This window comes from Aeromonas sp. S41-2 (assembly GCF_027705845.1).
In the GTDB taxonomy this organism is placed as follows: Bacteria; Pseudomonadota; Gammaproteobacteria; order Enterobacterales; family Aeromonadaceae; genus Aeromonas; species Aeromonas hydrophila.
Map to the genome: position 1 here is coordinate 223,165 of NZ_JAPDCG010000004.1, position 14,239 is coordinate 237,403.

The 14,239-nt window shown below is 63.4% G+C and carries 15 protein-coding genes and 1 pseudogene; 12 read left to right on the forward strand and 4 right to left on the reverse strand.

Annotated elements, in window-relative coordinates; translation table 11 throughout:
- Window positions 1-201 precede the first annotated feature (201 nt).
- The 6 genes from OKC44_RS11720 to OKC44_RS11745 all read left to right on the forward strand — a co-directional run bounded on the left by OKC44_RS11720 (window position 202) and on the right by OKC44_RS11745 (window position 6,788).
- Window positions 202-2,124 carry a PTS mannitol transporter subunit IICBA gene (locus OKC44_RS11720; RefSeq protein WP_270812952.1) on the forward strand — a complete coding sequence of 641 codons (1,923 nt, stop codon included), beginning with the start codon at window positions 202-204 and terminating at the stop codon, window positions 2,122-2,124.
- 37 nt (window positions 2,125-2,161) lie between these two features.
- Complete coding sequence (locus OKC44_RS11725; protein ID WP_016349320.1) at window positions 2,162-3,307, forward strand: mannitol-1-phosphate 5-dehydrogenase; 1,146 nt, start codon at window positions 2,162-2,164, stop codon at window positions 3,305-3,307.
- 111 nt (window positions 3,308-3,418) lie between these two features.
- Window positions 3,419-3,940, forward strand: coding sequence for an MltR family transcriptional regulator (locus OKC44_RS11730; protein ID WP_005308438.1), 522 nt, complete (start codon window positions 3,419-3,421; stop codon window positions 3,938-3,940).
- 176 nt (window positions 3,941-4,116) lie between these two features.
- Complete coding sequence (locus tag OKC44_RS11735) at window positions 4,117-5,904, forward strand: cation:proton antiporter (protein ID WP_270812954.1); 1,788 nt, start codon at window positions 4,117-4,119, stop codon at window positions 5,902-5,904.
- Complete coding sequence (locus OKC44_RS11740; RefSeq protein WP_270812957.1) at window positions 5,901-6,476, forward strand: DNA-J related domain-containing protein; 576 nt, start codon at window positions 5,901-5,903, stop codon at window positions 6,474-6,476. Before OKC44_RS11735 ends, OKC44_RS11740 begins: the two co-directional genes overlap by 4 nt.
- 63 nt (window positions 6,477-6,539) lie before the next feature.
- Window positions 6,540-6,788: a hypothetical protein gene (locus tag OKC44_RS11745; RefSeq protein WP_011704519.1), complete on the forward strand. Its 249-nt coding sequence runs from the start codon at window positions 6,540-6,542 to the stop codon at window positions 6,786-6,788.
- 42 nt (window positions 6,789-6,830) lie between these two features.
- Here the strand turns inward: OKC44_RS11745 and OKC44_RS11750 are convergent, their stop codons facing one another.
- Both OKC44_RS11750 and zntB read right to left on the reverse strand, forming a co-directional pair.
- Window positions 6,831-7,349 carry a mechanosensitive ion channel domain-containing protein gene (locus OKC44_RS11750; RefSeq protein WP_043162330.1) on the reverse strand — a complete coding sequence of 173 codons (519 nt, stop codon included), beginning with the start codon at window positions 7,347-7,349 and terminating at the stop codon, window positions 6,831-6,833.
- Between the two features lie 9 nt (window positions 7,350-7,358).
- Window positions 7,359-8,351, reverse strand: a complete 993-nt coding sequence (gene zntB / locus OKC44_RS11755) for a zinc transporter ZntB (protein ID WP_029301878.1) — start codon at window positions 8,349-8,351, stop codon at window positions 7,359-7,361.
- A gap of 105 nt (window positions 8,352-8,456) precedes the next feature.
- Between zntB and OKC44_RS11760 the strand changes: the two genes are divergently transcribed.
- The 4 genes from OKC44_RS11760 (at window position 8,457) to OKC44_RS11775 (ending at window position 10,499) form a co-directional block, all read left to right on the forward strand.
- Complete coding sequence (locus tag OKC44_RS11760; RefSeq protein WP_011704516.1) at window positions 8,457-8,909, forward strand: YaiI/YqxD family protein; 453 nt, start codon at window positions 8,457-8,459, stop codon at window positions 8,907-8,909.
- Between the two features lie 121 nt (window positions 8,910-9,030).
- Window positions 9,031-9,300 (forward strand): PepSY domain-containing protein, encoded by a 270-nt coding sequence (locus OKC44_RS11765; RefSeq protein ID WP_102989550.1) that lies wholly within the window; start codon window positions 9,031-9,033, stop codon window positions 9,298-9,300.
- A gap of 48 nt (window positions 9,301-9,348) precedes the next feature.
- The gene (locus tag OKC44_RS11770) at window positions 9,349-9,906 is read left to right on the forward strand and encodes a cytochrome b/b6 domain-containing protein (RefSeq protein ID WP_270812961.1); all 558 of its coding nucleotides are present in this window, start codon (window positions 9,349-9,351) and stop codon (window positions 9,904-9,906) included.
- 92 nt (window positions 9,907-9,998) lie between these two features.
- A complete protein-coding gene (locus OKC44_RS11775) occupies window positions 9,999-10,499 on the forward strand; it encodes a metal-dependent hydrolase (RefSeq protein WP_270812963.1) in 501 nt (166 codons plus the stop codon).
- A 91-nt stretch (window positions 10,500-10,590) separates the two neighbouring features.
- Here the strand turns inward: OKC44_RS11775 and OKC44_RS11780 are convergent, their stop codons facing one another.
- Window positions 10,591-11,796 (reverse strand): NupC/NupG family nucleoside CNT transporter, encoded by a 1,206-nt coding sequence (locus tag OKC44_RS11780; RefSeq protein WP_270812965.1) that lies wholly within the window; start codon window positions 11,794-11,796, stop codon window positions 10,591-10,593.
- A 306-nt stretch (window positions 11,797-12,102) separates the two neighbouring features.
- Window positions 12,103-12,273: a hypothetical protein gene (locus OKC44_RS11785; RefSeq protein WP_270812967.1), complete on the reverse strand. Its 171-nt coding sequence runs from the start codon at window positions 12,271-12,273 to the stop codon at window positions 12,103-12,105.
- 87 nt (window positions 12,274-12,360) lie between these two features.
- On the opposite strand from OKC44_RS11785, the gene dbpA reads away from it, so the two are divergent.
- Together dbpA and OKC44_RS11795 are read left to right on the forward strand one after the other, a co-directional pair.
- Window positions 12,361-13,737, forward strand: coding sequence for an ATP-dependent RNA helicase DbpA (gene dbpA / locus OKC44_RS11790; RefSeq protein WP_270812969.1), 1,377 nt, complete (start codon window positions 12,361-12,363; stop codon window positions 13,735-13,737).
- Window positions 13,738-13,809: 72 nt separating this feature from the next.
- Window positions 13,810-14,099 (forward strand): annotated as a pseudogene (locus tag OKC44_RS11795) (YkgJ family cysteine cluster protein).
- Window positions 14,100-14,239 lie beyond the last annotated feature (140 nt).

Genomic DNA, 14,239 nt, shown 5'->3' on the forward strand with positions numbered 1-14,239 from the left:
GTGAATGTGATCGACATCACTATGAAGGGAGGGGGTAGGTCGGGGTATTTGAGAGCTGCGTCACAAGACACCCCGTTTTCAGCCTAATTTGATCACAAGCTGGTAGATTGAAGTTGCTTAGACGACAGGGATGGCGGTTCGGCAAAACCGGCCAGCCCGACTACCACTTTTAATCAAACAGGCTTAAAACGGGGTCCCGACATGTTATCACCGGATACCAAAGTCAAGATACAGAATTTTGGACGCTTCCTGTCCAATATGGTCATGCCCAACATAGGCGCCTTCATCGCCTGGGGCTTTATTACCGCCCTCTTCATCCCCACCGGCTGGCTGCCGAGCGAAACCTTGGCCAAGCTGGTCGGCCCCATGATCACCTACCTGCTGCCGCTGCTGATTGGCTACACCGGCGGCAAGCTGATGGGCGGTGAGCGCGGCGGCGTGGTCGGTGCCATCACCACCATGGGCGTCATCGTAGGGACCGACATTCCCATGTTCATGGGCGCCATGATGGTCGGCCCGCTCGGTGGCTGGGCCATCAAGCGTTTCGACAAGGCGATGGAAGGCCGCGTCAAGAGCGGCTTCGAGATGCTGGTCAACAACTTCTCCGCCGGCCTCATCGGCATGCTGCTGGCGATCCTCGCCTTCTTCGTGATCGGCCCCTTCGTCAAGGTCCTCTCCGGCGTACTGGCCGGTGGCGTCGGCTTCCTGGTGGACAACAACCTGCTGCCGCTCACCTCCATCTTCGTTGAGCCAGCCAAGATCCTGTTCCTCAACAACGCCATCAACCACGGCATCTTCTCGCCGCTGGGGATCCAGCAAGCCACCGAGCACGGCCGCTCCATCTTCTTCCTGATCGAAGCGAACCCGGGCCCGGGCATGGGTGTGCTGCTGGCCTACATGGTGTTCGGTCGCGGCGCCGCCAAGCAGTCCGCTGCCGGAGCCTCCATCATTCACTTCTTCGGCGGCATCCACGAGATCTACTTCCCGTACGTGCTGATGAACCCGCGCCTCATCCTGGCGGTGATCGCCGGCGGCATGACCGGGGTGTTCACCCTGACCCTGTTCAACGCAGGTCTGGTCTCCCCCGCCTCACCGGGTTCCATCTTCGCCGTGCTGTTGATGACGCCGAAAGCCTCCCTCATCGGGGTGCTGCTCTCCATCGTCGCCTCCACCACCGTCTCCTTCCTGGTCGCCGCCGTGTTCGTGCGTGCCCAGCAGCCGGAAGCCGACGAGGCCGATGCCCTCGGTGAAGCCACCCGCAAGATGAAAGCCATGAAGGGCGCCAAGCCTGAGACCGCAGCAGCCAAGAAGCCGGGCGATGAACTGATGGCGGTGCGCAACATCGTGGTCGCCTGCGATGCGGGCATGGGCTCCAGCGCCATGGGCGCCGGCCTGCTGCGCAAGCGGGTGCAGGCCGCCGGCCTCGACATCAGCGTCACCAACCGCGCCATCGATCAGCTCGACGATCAGGTGGACTGGGTCATCACCCACAAGGATCTGACCGAGCGGGCCCGTCGCCACGCGCCGCACGCCCACCACATCTCGCTCACCAACTTCCTCGACAACGGTCTCTATCAGGAGCTGGTACAGAGCCTGACCCAGGCCGCCAACGATGACGTCGCCAACCCGCAGCTGCTGGTGGCCGCCAACGACGACAGCTACGAGCCGCAGGTCGCCGAAGTGTTCACCCTGAGCCGTCATGACGTGCACCTGGGGCTCAAGGCCGACAACAAGGAGGCCGCCATCCGGGCTGCCGGCAAGCTGCTGGCGGAGCGGGGCTACGTGGCGCCTGACTACGTCAACGCCATGCTGGAGCGCGAACAGCTGGTCTCCACCTACCTCGGCGAATCCATCGCCGTGCCGCACGGCACCATCGCCGCCAAGGAGTTTGTGAAGCGCACCGGCATCGTCATCTGCCAATACCCGGCCGGGGTCGCCTTCGGCGAGGCGGCCGATGAAGTGGCGCGGCTGGTGATCGGCATCGCCGCCCGCAACGACGAACACATGCAGGTGATAACCCGCCTGACCAATGCACTGGACGAACCCGGCCTCATCGACCGGCTGGCCAGCACCCAGGATCCCCAGGAGTTCCTGGATCTGCTGGGTGCCGAACAGGCTGCCTGATCGTCCTTCATCGTCTTTGGTTCAAGAGGTTAATATAATGAAAACATTGCATTTTGGTGCCGGCAACATCGGTCGCGGCTTCATTGGCAAACTGCTGGCTGACGCCAGCCACCAGGTCACTTTCGCCGACGTCAACGAGACCCTGATCGACCAGCTCAACCACCGCCAGGAGTACAAGGTGCACGTGGTGGGAGCGGATCAGAAGCTGGACGTGGTGCGCAACGTGGCGGCGGTGAGCTCCGCCGGCCACGAGGTGATCGCCCGCATCATCACCGCCGATCTGGTGACCACCGCGGTCGGCCCCAACATTCTGGACAAAATTGCCAGCACCCTGGCCAAGGGGCTGCAGGCCCGCTTCGATGCCGGCAACCTGACGCCGCTCAACGTCATCGCCTGCGAGAACATGGTGCGCGGCACCAGCCATCTCAAGCAGGAGGTACTCAAGTACCTGCCGGTCGCGTATCATGCCACCCTCGACGCCTGCATCGGCTTCGTCGACTCGGCGGTGGACCGCATCGTTCCGCCGGCGGCGGCCAACGATGATCCGCTGGAAGTGACGGTAGAGAGCTTCAGCGAGTGGATCGTCGACCAGACCCAGTTCAAGGGCGAGCTGCCGCAGGTGGCGGGCATGGAGCCCACCGACAACCTGATGGCCTTCGTCGAGCGCAAGCTGTTCACCCTCAACACCGGCCACATCGTCACCGCCTACCTCGGCAAGCTGAGGGGCTATCGCACCATCCGCGAGGCGATCGAGGATCCGCTGATCCGCAGCAAGGTGCGCCGCGCCATGGAGGAGAGCGGCGCCGTGCTGGTGCAACGCTACGGTTTCGACCCGCGCCTGCACGCCGCCTACATCGAGAAGATCCTGGCCCGTTTCGCCAACCCCTATCTGGTGGACGAGATTGACCGGGTCGGTCGTCAGCCGCTGCGCAAGCTGGCGGCGGGGGATCGGCTGGTGAAGCCGCTGCTCGGCACCCTGGAGTACGGCCTGCCGAGCGATCACCTGCAGGAGGGGATCGCCGCGGCGCTGCACTATCGCAACGCCGATGACCCGCAGGCGGTTGAGCTGCAACAGCTGCTGGCGGAGCTGGGCCCGGCCCAGGCTCTGGCTCGCATCACCGGCCTGGCTGCCGACAGCGACATCGTCAGCGCCATCGTCACCCGTTATGGCAATTTGAAGTGACCTGATGAGGCGCCGCCGCCGGCCCACTAAGGCCAGCCACCAAAGCGCCTCATACGATAAAAACCGGGAGAGAGGCCCACTCTCTCCCTGTCAGCTGGACCCAATGCACTTATGACCACACACCAGGAAGATGAAGTACTGGAGCGACTGAACGAGCAGGATGGCCCTCGCGGCTTCTTTCTCGAGGTCGTGACCATCCTGGAAGAGGCGGTCGACTCTCTGATGCGACGCGCGTTCCGTCAGGAGGAGTATGCCGTCAAATACGCCATCGAACCCTTGCTCAACCAGAGCGGCCCCCTCGGCCAGCTGGAGGTGCGCCTCAAACTCATCTTCGCCCTCGGCCTCATCTCTCTCGAACGCTATCAGGATCTCGAGGCTTACCTGAAGATCCGCGATTTTCTGGTGCGCGACCCCAAGGATTACCGCTTCAGCGACAAACCGATCCGCGATCTGCTGGCACGTCTGCACGGCGTCAGCCAGGGCGGCATGATGCCGCAGGAGGCCCCCGCCAACGAGGAGGACTGGCCCTTCTACCAGATGCAGCTGAACCGGCTCGATCAGGTGGTGCGCTCGGCGCTGGTGCTGGCGGTGGCCGACTGTGTCACCGAACTCCACAAAGAGAGCCCCATCTAATCCGGCTGGTGGCCGCAGCCAGCGGCCACACCCCGCCCTTATCCCGCGGCCATGCCCCCGTGACGCCCGCTGTCGCGTGATCCGCTTACCCCCTTGTTCCCGCCGCCGGCTGGTGTCAATCTGACCATCTTCCCCACTACACTTCCTCCAGGTTCATCGCCTTAATCGAGGTCTGCATGATTGCTCTCTCCCTGGCCGGGATCGCCCTGGTCTCAGTGCTGGCCCAGTGGCTGGCCTGGTCGCTGCGGGTGCCCGCCATCCTGTTTCTGCTGCTCACCGGCCTGCTGCTGGGCCCGGTCAGCGGCCTGCTCGACCCCGACGCCCTGCTCGGCGACCTGCTGTTTCCGCTCGTCTCCCTGTCGGTCGCCATCATCCTGTTCGAGGGGGCGCTCACCCTGCACCTGGCCGAGCTCAAGGGGATCGGCAAGGTAGTGCGCAACCTCTGCTCGGTGGGCATGCTGGCCAGCTTCGCCGTCATCGGCAGCGCCGGTTACTTCCTGCTGGGGCTGGACTGGCGGGTCGCCATGGTACTCGGCGCCGTGCTGGTGGTGACCGGCCCGACCGTGGTCGCCCCCATGCTCAACGTGATCCGCCCGACCCGGGAGGTAGACCGCATCCTGCGCTGGGAGGGGATCGTCATCGATCCCATCGGCGCCCTGTTTGCGGTGCTGGTGTTCGAGGCGGTGCGCCTCGGCAGTCAGGGGGATCTCATCGGCCACACCCTGCTGGCGCTGGCCAAGACGGTGGGGGTGGGCTCGCTCATCGGGGGCGGCGCCGGCTGGCTCACCACCCTGCTGATCCGCAAGGACTGGCTGCCGGTCAGCCTGCACAAGTTCGGCGTGCTGGCGCTGGTGCTGGTCACCTTCAGCCTCTCCAACTGGCTCAGCCACGAATCCGGCCTGCTGGCGGTCACCGTGTTTGGCATCTGGCTCGCCAATCAGGAGGGGCTGGATCTGGAGGAGGTGCTGGCCTTCAAGGAGGATCTCGCCGTCATCCTCATCTCCTCCCTGTTCATCCTGCTGGCGGCCCGCCTCGATCTGGCCCAGCTCTGGCAGCTCGGCCCCATGGTGCTGGCGCTGCTGTGCGTGGTGCAGTTCGTGGCGCGCCCGCTCTGCATCCTGGTCTCCACCTGGGGATCCGATCTCTCCTGGCGGGCCCGCGCCCTGCTCGGCTGGATTGCGCCGCGCGGCATCGTGGCGGCTGCGGTCAGCGCCTCCTTCGCCATCAGCCTGCACCAGGCCGGCATTCCCGATGCCGACAAGCTGGTGCCGCTGGTGTTTGCGGTGATCATCTCCACCGTGGTGCTGCAGAGCCTCACCTCGGCGCCGCTGGCCGGTCTGCTCAAGATGCGCCAGAGCGCCCCCAATACCTGGCTCATCATCGGGGCCAACTCGGTGGCGCGGGCCATCGGCCGGGCCCTGGCGGATCAGGGGGTGCCGGTCCAGCTCTGCGATCCGGCCTGGGAGTTCTGCCGTCAGGCACGGATGAGCAACCTGCCCTGCTACTTCGGCAACCCGCAATCCGAACACGCCGAGCTGCACCTGCCGCTCACCAGCATCAGTACCGTGCTGGCGCTCTCCCCCAACCGCCACAACAACGCCCTCGGCGTGCTGCACTTCGCCCACCTTTACGGCGAGGAGAAGGTCTACTCCCTGCGCTCCAGCGAGCAGCACGGCAAGGCCAATCGGGAGAGCACCACCTTCCGCGCCCGCCAGAACCTGTTCGGTCCCGACATCAACTACGCCCGGCTGAGCGGCCTGCTGAGCCGGGGCGGCCAGATCAAGGCGACCCGGCTGAGCGAGGCGTTCGACTGGGCTCAGTACCAGGAGGCCAACCCGGGCGCCATTCCGCTGTTCGTGCTGGACGGCAAGGGGCGGCCTCGCATCGTCACCGGCCCCGTCGAACCGCTGGCCGGGGAGCTGCTGATCGCCCTGCAGCCGCCGAAGGAGACGGCCGCCCCATGAGCGAGACCCGGTCCAACCCGCTGTTGGCCCCACTGCTGACACTGCTGCGGCAGGCAAGCGGCAGCTACAAGGTGCACGAGCTGCTGGCCGAACTGCGCCACCAGGAGGTTATTCCACCCCTGCCGGGAGATGAGCAGCTGCAGCTGTTTCGCCTCAACTTCCTCATCATGAACGCCCTCTACCAGCTGCAGGCCGAGGTTCATGGTGAAGGGTGGTGGCTGGTGATCAGCACTCTGGATATCCGGCTCGAACCGCTCACTACCCGCGAGGCAGCAAGCGCCCTCGCCCGGGGCGAGGCGCTGCGCAGTTACTACCTCGACTGGCAGGTGTTCTGGCAGACCGACCGGGAGGAGGTGGAGGCGCTGCTCGGCAGCTTCTGGCGGGCTTGTGAGCGGGATGAACACAGGGCCGAGGCGCTGACCCTGTTCGCCCTGCCGACCGGGGCACAGCCCGATGCCATCCGCCGCCGCTGGCGGGAGCTGGCGCTGCAACACCACCCGGATCGCGGGGGCGATGCCGACACCTTTATCCGCCTGCGCTGGGCCTGGGAGCACCTCAAATCGGCCAAATGAGCCGGCCTACCCCGACCGCAGCCACTAGACTTGAAGTGGCATCAAGCGTCACGGGAGGATGTCATGACAGTCAGCGAACTTCGCCAGCTCTATCAGCAGCAAGCCTTCAAGGAAGCCGAGATCCTGCAGGACGCCATCCTGCCCGGCTGGATCGTGGAGTTCAGGGGTCAGGACGGCAAGCTGTACGAGATGACCGACACCCTGGGCTGCCCCCGCTACTTCGGCTCGGTCGAGGAGGCCCGCCAGCACGTGCACCTGGTGGCGGATTGCCCGATCCAGGTCGAGCACCTCTACCGCTTCTTCGAGCGCTGAGGGATCGGCAGGCTCAAAAAAGGCTCCCGCGGGAGCCTTTTCTCATTCCGGTTGCAGGGGTTCAGCCCCCTTGCCCTCCAGCCGCCTGACCGGCTTTTGCAGGATCAGGTTGGCCGGATAGGTGACCAGATCGCCGTTGTCATCGCGCACCCGCACGTAGAAGAGGCCGATCTCGGTGATGACCCCGGTGACCGAGTCATCCTTGTCGAGGATGCGGATCCGGTCGCCAATCTTGTAGGGAAAGGCGAAGAAGATGGTGATGCTGGCGGTGATGTTGGAGAGGATCGACCACTGCGCCACCATGGCGACGCCCAGCACCGCGAAGAAGGAGGAGGCCAGCACCACCAGCCGCGAGAAGTCGAGCCCCCACACCCCGGCCAGGATCAGCAGGGTGGCGCAGCCGAGCAGGAAGTGGAACACGTGCTCCACGTAAAGCACCCGGTTCTCGCTCACCTGCCGGGTCTGGGCCAGCGCCAGCAGGCTCTTGTGAATAAGCCCGCGAATGAGGGTGTGGCCCAGCAGCAACAGCAGGGTCACGCCAAAAGATTCCCATGTCGTCATGTCTGCTCCTTACCACCAGCGCCGATGTTTGAGCCAGACTGCCAGCCCGGTCGCCAGCGCCACCAGGGAACCGCAGAAGATCCAGAAGGCGGTCGGGCTCTCGGCCCCGGGAATGCCCCCCAGGTTAATGCCGAACAGGCCGGTCAGGAAGCTGGCGGGCAGGAACAGCAGCGCCATCACCGACATCTGGTAGGCGCGGCGATTGGTCGCTTCCGCCATCAGGTTGTTGATCTCGTCCGCCAGCACGGCGGTGCGTGCCACCCCGGCATCCAGATCGTCCAGCCAACGCCGCAGCCGGTCGGCGATGTCCAGCAGACGCCGGCGGTCATCTTCATCCAGCCAGCTGATCTTCTCGTTGGCGAGGCGCGCCACCAGATCCCGCTGGGGCGAGAGGTAGCGGCGGATCATGATGAGCTGCTTGCGGATCAGCGCCAGCCTGCCGTTGGCGGGCAGGTCGCGCATCAGCACCATCTCCTCCAGATCCAGGATCTGATCGTGCAGCTCCTCGACGAACTCCCCGGCCCGGTCAGTCAGGGCGTCGCAGATCTCCACCAACCAGTCGGCCGGGGTATCGGCGCCGCCCCCCAGCTTGAGCTGGTTGAACACGTCCTGCTCCGACAGCAGCGGCCGGCGCCGGCTGCTGATGATGAGATCCGGGGTGATGTAGATGCGCAGCGCCACCATCTCTTCCGGTCTGTGGTCCTTGTTGTGGTTGATGCCGCGCAGGATCAGCAGCACCGTCTCCCCCATCCGGACCAGCTTGGGGCGATTGCTCTGGCCGAGCAGCGACTCGCGCGCCGCATCATTGAGCAGCGGGGTCTGCAGCAGCCAGCGCGCCGCCTCCGGATTGCCGTAGTCCAGATGCAGCCAGCCCGGCTGCTGCGCCGGTATCTCGCTGCCCGCCACCAGTGGCTGCATGCCACCCCTGCCATCCAGGGTCAGGCCATAAATTACGTCACTGGGCACCCGATCCATCTGCTCGTCCTTTTCGCTCATGTTCATCGGCCCAGCTTACACCAAAGCCGGGCCCGACTCAGCCCCGGGGCAGCCGCCCCGCGCCGGCCGTGTTAAGATGCGCCACTCGTTTCAGACACAGGAAGCCCTGCCATGCCCATCTGGGTCGATGCCGATGCCTGCCCCATTCCGGTCAAGGAGATCCTTTACCGCGCCGCCCACCGTGCCCAGGTGGTGACCACGCTAGTGGCCAATCAGGGGCTGCGGGTGCCCCCATCCCCCTTCATCAAGACCCAGCAGGTGGAGAAGGGCTTCGATGTGGCAGATCATGTCATCGCCCAGCAGGTCAAACCCGGCGATCTGGTGATCACCGGCGACATCCCGCTCGCCTCCTGGGTGATCGATGCCGGCGGCGAGGCGCTCAATCCCCGCGGCGAGATCTACACCCGCGAGACCATCAAGGCGCGGCTCGGCATGCGCAACTTCATGGAGGAGCTGCGCTCGGCCGGGGTGCAGACCGGCGGCCCAGCCCCCCTCAACGCGGCCGACAAGCAGCGCTTCGCCAACGCCCTCGACAAGTGGCTCATCCGGGGCAAGCTGAGTTGATTACCCCCTCCCCGGCATCCAGCCGGGGATATTCATTCCTACCTCCTTGTGCTTAATTTTTCCTTAAGTTTGGTGCCCTAACCTTGTGGCTGTTGACCCAACCACCCGCAAGGAGCAAGCAATGAAACTGACCCCCCTGTTGTTACTGATCCCCCTGTTGAGCGGCGCAGCCCTGGCCGACCCCCAATGTACCCAGGCCGACAAGAGCAAGTGGATGAGCGAAGCCGACGCCCAGCAGCAGATCAAGGCGATGGGCTACGACATCAAGAAGTTCAAGGTCACCAAGACCCACTGCTACGAGATTTACGGTTGGGACAAGGAGAAGCGCAAGGTCGAGATCTACTTCGACCCGACCGACCTGAAGAAAGTGAAAGAAGAGATCGACGAATAATCCGGCCATGGGCCGGTCTCCTGCCGGCCCTTTCTATGGAGCCACACCATGACAACCTCGTCTGAAGTGAAAGTCTGGGATCCCCTCATCCGGGTGTTTCACTGGGCCACCGTCACCCTCTGCCTGCTCAACTTCTTCGTGCTGGAAGAGGGCAGCAAGCCCCACAAATATGCCGGCTACACAGTGGGCATCCTGCTGATCATCCGCCTGCTGTGGGGGCTGGTCGGCCCCCATTACGCCCGCTTCGGCCAATGGTGGCCGACCCCGGCCCGGGTGCGCTACTACCTACGCCAGCTGGCCCAGGGCCGTCACCCCTACTACCTCGGCCACAACCCGGTCGGCGCCCTGATGATCTGGCTGCTGCTGCTGTCGCTGGTCGGCACCGTCGTCACCGGCTGGCTCACCACCTGGGATGCCTTCTGGGGCGAAGAGTGGCTGGAGGAGCTGCACGGCATCATTGCCAACACCCTGATGGCCGCCGTCGGCGTCCATGCGGCCGTGGTGATCCTGACTGATCGCCTCACCCGCAGCGACCTGGTGCGCGCCATGGTGCTGGGCAAAAAACGGGTGCCCGCCGACGCCAAGGTGGAAGATCCGCGCAGTTAATGACCGGGCTGCCCATCGGGCCCCGGTTTTTTGCTGCAATGGCCCGCGACACTGGTAAGATGCGCCGCCATTTTCCCCATGTCGTAGCCATCATGACCGCCCAAGGGCACCTGCTCTTCTCCGTTACCTGCACCCTGCTCGCCCACAAACTCCAGCTGACGCCGGCCCTGGCCGACGCCAGCCTGTGGCACACCATTCCTGCCGCACTGGCCAGCGCCCTGCTGCCGGACCTCGACCACCCCAGGTCGGTGCTGGGGCAACGCCTGCCCTGGATCTCGAAACCCTTGTCACGGCTGTTCGGCCATCGCGGCTTCACCCACAGCCTGCTGGCGGTGGCCGCCGCCATCTGGGGACTGGATCAGAGCCTGGCTCCCGCACTGCTGCCCACCGGCGTCAAGGATGCCCTTATCATCGGCTACCTCAGCCACCTGCTGGGAGACTGGCTCACCCCGGCCGGCATTCCGCTGCTGTGGCCCAGCAAGCGCCGCTACCGGCTGCCGGGCTGGCCGCTCAAAAGCGGCGGCGCTATCGAGACCGGCTTTTGCACTCTCACCCTGCTGGCCGCCGGTTACTGGGCCCACTGGCCAGGCTAGCGGTCCGTCAGGCCAGCTCCCCCGGCTGTTGACCCAAAAAACAAACCCCTGCCGAGGCAGGGGTTTGTCATGGTGAGAGCGGGTGGCTGAATTACAGCATCACACCGGCAATCACGGCGGAGAGCAGGCTCACCAGGGTGGAGCCGTACACCAGCTTCAGGCCGAAGCGGGAGACCATGTTGCCCTTATCTTCGTTCAGTGCCTTCACCGCACCGGCGATGATACCGATGGAGCTGAAGTTGGCGAACGACACCATGAAGATGGAGAGGATGCCGATGGTGCGCGGAGAGAGCTGGGCTGCGATCTTGCCCAGATCCATCATGGCCACGAACTCGTTGGTCACCAGCTTGGTCGCCATGATGGAGCCGGCTTGCAGCGCTTCACCACTCGGGATGCCCAGGATCCAGGCGATCGGGTAGAAGAGATAGCCCATGACGAACTGGAAGTTGACGCCGAATGCCATCTCGAACAGGTAGTTGATGAGAGCAATCAGGGCGATGAAGCCGACCAGCATGGCACCCACGATGACCGCTACGGTGAAACCGGCCATGATGTACTCGCCCAGCATCTCGAAGAAGTTCTCTTTCTTCGGGCTGTGGTGCTCGTCACCTTCGGCCAGCGCCTTGGCGTCGGTCACGGTATTGTCCGGCTCGTAGGGGTTGATCAGCGACAGCACGATGAAGGTGCTGAACATGTTGAGCACCAGCGCGGCCACCACGTAGCGCGGCTCGATCAGCTGCATGTAGGCACCGACGATGGACATGGAGACGGTGGACATGGCAGTGGCGGCCAGGGTGTACATCTGCTTCTCGTTCAGGTGCGGCAGGATGTTCTTGAGCGCGATGAAGTTCTCGGACTGGCCGACGATCATGGAGCTGATGGCGTTGAAGGACTCCAGCTTGCCCATGCCGTTGATCTTGGCCAGCACGGTACCGATGCCGCGGATCACCAGCGGCAGCAGACGGATGTACTGCAGGATACCGATCAGCACGGAGATGAAGACGATGGGCATCAGTACCATCAGGAAGAAGGAGAAGGCCCCTTCATTGACCAGGCCGCCGAACACGAAGTCGGTACCCTGTTTGGCAAACTCCATCAACTTGGTGAAGCCGGCCGCGAAGCCACCCACCACCGCCAGACCCACTTCGGAGTTCAGCATGAACCAGGCCAGCGCCAGTTCGACCACCAGCAGTTGGCCGATATAACGCAGTTTGATCTGTTTCCAGTTGTGGCGGTTGGCCAGCAAAGCAAGAGCGAGGACCATCACGAGTCCGAGCACAAAGTGAACGTATTCCATACCAGTAGCACCTGAGTAATTTGTAATTTTTTGACCGGCGCCATCATAGACATTTGCATATTTAAAAATCAGATAGCCATCACAATCTGCGGTAAAAATATGCATGTTGGATAATACAAACGTTTTTAAATTAATTAAACGCTCACGCAAGCATCTAATCACCGTTCAATAAACATAAAAATCATTAATAAACAACTAGTTAAAAATAAACCTCTCTGTCTAAAAGGGCTATTTTCACAGCTTTATCACATTTATTTAAAACCTGGCGAATGGCGCCATAGCGGTGAGGTTAAATTTACGGCGAATTTATTTAATCAAATCAAAATAACAAACGTTTATCTTATTTGCGATGAATGGCCCGGCTTCTTTCAGCTGATTCCCGAAAGGCAGTGGGGTATTTTCAGACGAGCCGGACAACATGCCGCCACCGTTTTTCCCCGGCCGCAGCCCCGCCACCGTCGCCGGCCAGTCGTTCAAAAATCCGCCACACCCGGCAGCGCTTTCTGATACAATGCGCGCCCTTGCGCACGGCGCAGCCCGTTTTCTCCGATATAGAGTCTTTTTGTGAACAACGAATTTAGCAGCCTGAACCTCTCCCCCGCCCTGCAGGACAACCTCGCCAGCCTGGGTTATCTGCAGATGACCCCGATCCAGGCCCAGAGTCTGCCCCTGGTACTCGATGGCAAAGACCTGATCGCCAAGGCAAAAACCGGCAGCGGCAAGACTGCGGCCTTCGGCCTCGGCCTGCTTGCCAACCTCGATGTCAACCGGCTCGAGGTGCAGGCGCTGGTGCTCTGCCCGACCCGCGAGCTGGCCGATCAGGTTGCCACCGAGATCCGCCGTCTCGCCCGCACCCTGCCCAACGTCAAGCTGGTCACCCTGTGCGGCGGCACCCCGACCGCACCACAATCCGCCACCCTGAGCTTTGGCGCCCACATCGCCGTCGGCACCCCGGGCCGGATCCTCAAGCACCTGGAGCAGGGTACCCTCGAGCTGGACGGCCTCAAGACCCTGGTGCTGGACGAAGCGGATCGCATGCTGGACATGGGCTTTGGCGAAGACATCAACCGGGTCATCAGCCACGCCCCGCGCGACCGGCAGACCCTGCTGTTCTCCGCCACCTATCCGGAGGGGATCGCCCAGATGAGCCGCGGCGTGCAGCGCAACCCGGTCGAGGTGAGCGTGGAGTCCCTGCACGAAGACAGCGCCATCGAGCAGAAGCTGTATGAAGTGCCGGCCGGCCAGCGCCTCGACGCCCTCTGCTGGCTGCTCAGCCACTACCAGCCGAGCTCCTGCGTGGTGTTCTGCAACACCAAGCGGGCCTGCAACGACGTGGCCGATCACCTGGCCGCCAAGGGCTTCTCGGCACTGGCGCTGAACGGCGACCTGGAGCAGCGCGAGCGGGATCAGGTGCTGGTGCGTTTCGCCAACGGCAGCGCCACCATCCTGGTGGCCACCGACGTGGCCGCCCGCGGTCTCGACATCAAGGAGCTGGGCGCCGTCATCAACTACGAGCTGACCTACGACCCCGAGGTGCACGTGCACCGCATCGGTCGTACCGGCCGCGCCGGCCAGCAAGGTCTGGCCCTGAGCCTCTACCAGCCGAACGAGGCCCAGCGCGTCAACTTCATCGAGGAGTACCAGCAGGCCCCCATTCCCCAGGGCGACCTGACCGGGATCGGCCGCGACATCAAACCGATCGCACCGCAGATGGTGACCCTCTCCATCGATGCGGGCCGCAAGAGCAAGGTGCGTGCCGGTGACATCCTCGGCGCCCTGACTGGCGAAGGCGGCATTGCCGGGGCCGATGTGGGCAAGATCCAGATTTCCGAGCAGTACTCCTACGTGGCGGTGAAGCGCCAGGTGGCGAACGCCGCCCTCAAGCGGCTGCAGGAAGGCAAGATCAAGGGGCGCAGCTACCGCGCTCGCAAGCTGGGCTAAGGTTCACGACACAGGCGCCGGATCGGCGCCTGTTTCATATTTATCCGTGCCCATGAGAACAAGGCAGATGCCATGACCCAGACAACCAGACCCGAAGTGAGCTGCCAGAACTGCGAAGCCTGCTGCTGCCGCCTCGAGGTGATGCTGTTTACCGATACCGGCGTACCGGATCGCTATGTGGAAGAACGGGAAGGTGAAGTGCCGGTGATGCACCGGCTGGAAGATGGCTGGTGCGCCGCGCTCGATCGCAACACCATGATGTGCCGCATCTACGAAGTACGCCCTTGATATGCCGTGAATTTGAAATGGGCGAGCCCGACTGCGTCGACGAGCGGGACAAGTGGTTTATCAAGCTCAATTGACCGATGGGCGAGCACTCGATCGCACTCCCGCGATGATGTGCCCCATCCATGAAGTCCGCCCCTTGATATGCCGTGAATTTGAAATGGGCGAGCCCGACTGCGTCGACGAGCGGGACAAGTGGTTTATCAAGCTCAATTGA

Excerpts from the sequence above, each read along its gene's own strand:
- OKC44_RS11720 (WP_270812952.1), top strand. The coding sequence starts at position 202 with ATGTTATCACCGGATACCAAAGTCAAGATACAGAATTTTGGACGCTTC.
- OKC44_RS11725 (WP_016349320.1), top strand. The coding sequence starts at position 2,162 with ATGAAAACATTGCATTTTGGTGCCGGCAACATCGGTCGCGGCTTCATT.
- OKC44_RS11730 (WP_005308438.1), top strand. The coding sequence starts at position 3,419 with ATGACCACACACCAGGAAGATGAAGTACTGGAGCGACTGAACGAGCAG.
- OKC44_RS11735 (WP_270812954.1), top strand. The coding sequence starts at position 4,117 with ATGATTGCTCTCTCCCTGGCCGGGATCGCCCTGGTCTCAGTGCTGGCC.
- OKC44_RS11740 (WP_270812957.1), top strand. The coding sequence starts at position 5,901 with ATGAGCGAGACCCGGTCCAACCCGCTGTTGGCCCCACTGCTGACACTG.
- OKC44_RS11745 (WP_011704519.1), top strand. The coding sequence starts at position 6,540 with ATGACAGTCAGCGAACTTCGCCAGCTCTATCAGCAGCAAGCCTTCAAG.
- OKC44_RS11750 (WP_043162330.1), bottom strand. The coding sequence starts at position 7,349 with ATGACGACATGGGAATCTTTTGGCGTGACCCTGCTGTTGCTGCTGGGC.
- zntB (WP_029301878.1), bottom strand. The coding sequence starts at position 8,351 with ATGAACATGAGCGAAAAGGACGAGCAGATGGATCGGGTGCCCAGTGAC.
- OKC44_RS11760 (WP_011704516.1), top strand. The coding sequence starts at position 8,457 with ATGCCCATCTGGGTCGATGCCGATGCCTGCCCCATTCCGGTCAAGGAG.
- OKC44_RS11765 (WP_102989550.1), top strand. The coding sequence starts at position 9,031 with ATGAAACTGACCCCCCTGTTGTTACTGATCCCCCTGTTGAGCGGCGCA.
- OKC44_RS11770 (WP_270812961.1), top strand. The coding sequence starts at position 9,349 with ATGACAACCTCGTCTGAAGTGAAAGTCTGGGATCCCCTCATCCGGGTG.
- OKC44_RS11775 (WP_270812963.1), top strand. The coding sequence starts at position 9,999 with ATGACCGCCCAAGGGCACCTGCTCTTCTCCGTTACCTGCACCCTGCTC.
- OKC44_RS11780 (WP_270812965.1), bottom strand. The coding sequence starts at position 11,796 with ATGGAATACGTTCACTTTGTGCTCGGACTCGTGATGGTCCTCGCTCTT.